Origin of the sequence: Burkholderia sp. LMG 13014 (assembly GCF_905232215.1) — a bacterium.
In the GTDB taxonomy this organism is placed as follows: Bacteria; Pseudomonadota; Gammaproteobacteria; order Burkholderiales; family Burkholderiaceae; genus Burkholderia.
This window is the reverse complement of record NZ_CAJNKE010000805.1, coordinates 1-2,173: the sequence shown is the minus strand read 5'-3', so window position 1 is coordinate 2,173 and position 2,173 is coordinate 1. Positions and strand designations below refer to the sequence as shown.

Here is a 2,173-nt window from a genome sequence, read left to right as displayed (position 1 = left end):
GGCAGCGTGATCGCGCCCGAGAGCGCGGCCGAGCACGCGATCAGCCCTTGCGTCATCGCGGTGCCGAGCAGCCCGATGGAGACCATCCCCACCAGCAGCGCGACGCGCGTCGACGACGCGGCGACACCGATGCAGGCCGCCGTCAGCAGCAGGAGCTGCACGGCGATCAGGCGCTTGCGGTTCAGCAGGTCGCCGAGCGGGACGACGAACAGCAGCGCGAGTGCACAGCCGAGCTGCGTCGCGGTGATGACACCGCCGACGGCCGCCTGCGACACGCCGAAATCGCGCGCGATCGAATCGAGCAGCGGCTGCGCGTAGTAGACGTTCGCGACACTGACCGCACAGCAGGCGGCCAGCAACGCGACGCGCGCCGCGGACAGGCGGCCGACGTCGGCCGGATGCGCTGCATGGGCAGGTACGTTTGATGCAACGGTGCCGGTATGACAGGAAGAATCCATGAGTTTCCTTACGCAAAGTGGTTGCAAATTGAAACTAGTGTGGAGTGTAGGAAAAGTAGTTTTAAAATGCAACCTGTTATGCGGCGGACGGGAGGTCCGTGCACGGATGGCCGGCATTGCCGAGAAGGCGGCCGGCGCGATGGCGGAGAGGAACATGGCCAGGCAGAAAAGTCTTGCGGATTCGCCGTGCCCGGTGGCGCGGGCGACCGATATCGTCGGCGATCGCTGGGCATTGCTGATCGTGCGCGATGCGTTCGACGGCGTGCGCCGGTTCGGCGATTTCCGCGCGAGCCTCGGTGTTGCGAGCAACATCCTGTCCGACCGGCTCAGGATGCTGGTGGACGCGGGCGTGTTCGACGTCGTGCCGGCGTCGGACGGCAGTGCGTATCAGGAATACGCACTGACCAAAAAGGGCGAAGGGCTGTTTCCGGTGATCGTGATGCTGCGGCAGTGGGGCGAGGCGAACCTGTTCGCGCGCGGCGAGCCGCATTCGGTGCTGGTCGATCGCGGCACCGGGCGCGCGATCCGCAAGCTCGCGTTGCGGCATGACGACGGCCGGCCTTTGAAGGCGGCAGAGACGGTCGTGCGGAAGATCGGCGACGAAGCCGGTACGACGCGACCGTGAGCGTCATGCGCGACGGCGGCGCCGTCGGATAGACTGTCGCGATCGTCGTCGTCCGGAGCCGCATCGCCATGTCCCACCCGCTGGATTCCGCCGGTTATCGGCTTCTGCTCGACCTGCAGCGTCGCATCCACGACTACTGCGAGCGCGAGGGCGCCGAGGACGGGCGCGACCATGCCGATCCGGCCGAGCCGCTGTGGCAGACCGATTTCAACCATGTCACCGTCGCGCCGATGCGGGCCGGGCTGCATGTCCGGTACTTCGGCGGTGCCTGGGAGGAACCGTTCGACTGGACGCTGCAATGTCTGGCCGAGCGGGACGTCGCGGCGCTCGTGACCGACCTCGCGTTCAGCGGCCTCGACGAAGGCGCGAACGGCACGCGCGAATGGGATTTCGGTCCGCTGCTCGATTCGGATGCGCGCTTTCCGATGCTGCGCTCGCTGTATGTGCGGCCGACCGAGCCGGCCGATCACAACCAGTCGATGATCGTGCACCGCGACCGGATCATGCAGGAGGGCGGCGAGATTGCCCGCTTTGCTGCGAAGGCGCCGTTTCTCACCGAGCTGACGGTGCCGAATGCCCCCGACGGCTGCTTCTTCGACGTGCCGCTTGCGCATCTCGAGCGGTTGCGCATCGGCGGCGGAGACGATACACAGCAGTTCATCGATCGCCTTGCGGACAGCGGCAACCTGTCGTCGCTCCGCTGGCTCGATTTCTCCGAATCGACCGCATTGCATTCGACGTGGAAGCGCGAGCGCGAAGCCGGCAGCGTGACGTCGTTCGAGGCCTACGAGCGCTTGCTGAAGAGCCCCGCCGGCCAGCGGCTCCACACGCTGACGCTGAGAAATACCTGTCTCGATCGGGACGCACTCGAAGCGCTGCAGGCACTGCATCCGCGGCTGTCGTTCATGGTGATCCAGGCCGGCAGCGGCGGCTACGTGAGTCACTTCAAGGACAACGTGTTTCCGTGGTGTCACCTGATCCAGCGCGACCCCGGCGACGCATGACCGCACCCGTTCAATCGGCCGCGGCCACAGTCTGACGCGAGGACGATGCGCCGCGATGCGCATCGGGCCGCACCCGCGTCGCGAGC

General features: G+C 66.7%; 3 protein-coding genes. 2 read left to right on the top strand and 1 reads right to left on the bottom strand.

The features are described from left to right. A partial coding sequence (locus JYJ84_RS34815; protein ID WP_374102158.1) for an MFS transporter occupies positions 1-458 on the bottom strand: 458 nt, incomplete at its 3' end. Between the two features lie 154 nt (positions 459-612). Between JYJ84_RS34815 and JYJ84_RS34810 the strand changes: the two genes are divergently transcribed. Beyond that, on the top strand, positions 613-1,083 hold the full coding sequence (locus tag JYJ84_RS34810; RefSeq protein WP_174958173.1) for a helix-turn-helix domain-containing protein: 471 nt from the start codon (positions 613-615) through the stop codon (positions 1,081-1,083). A gap of 68 nt (positions 1,084-1,151) precedes the next feature. Continuing rightward, entirely contained in the window at positions 1,152-2,087 is a 936-nt protein-coding gene (locus JYJ84_RS34805) for a hypothetical protein (protein WP_175221776.1), read from the top strand. The last annotated feature ends 86 nt before the right edge of the window (positions 2,088-2,173 follow it).

Coding starts and splice junctions, on each gene's coding strand:
- JYJ84_RS34810 (WP_174958173.1), top strand. CDS start 613: ATGGCCAGGCAGAAAAGTCTTGCGGATTCGCCGTGCCCGGTGGCGCGG.
- JYJ84_RS34805 (WP_175221776.1), top strand. CDS start 1,152: ATGTCCCACCCGCTGGATTCCGCCGGTTATCGGCTTCTGCTCGACCTG.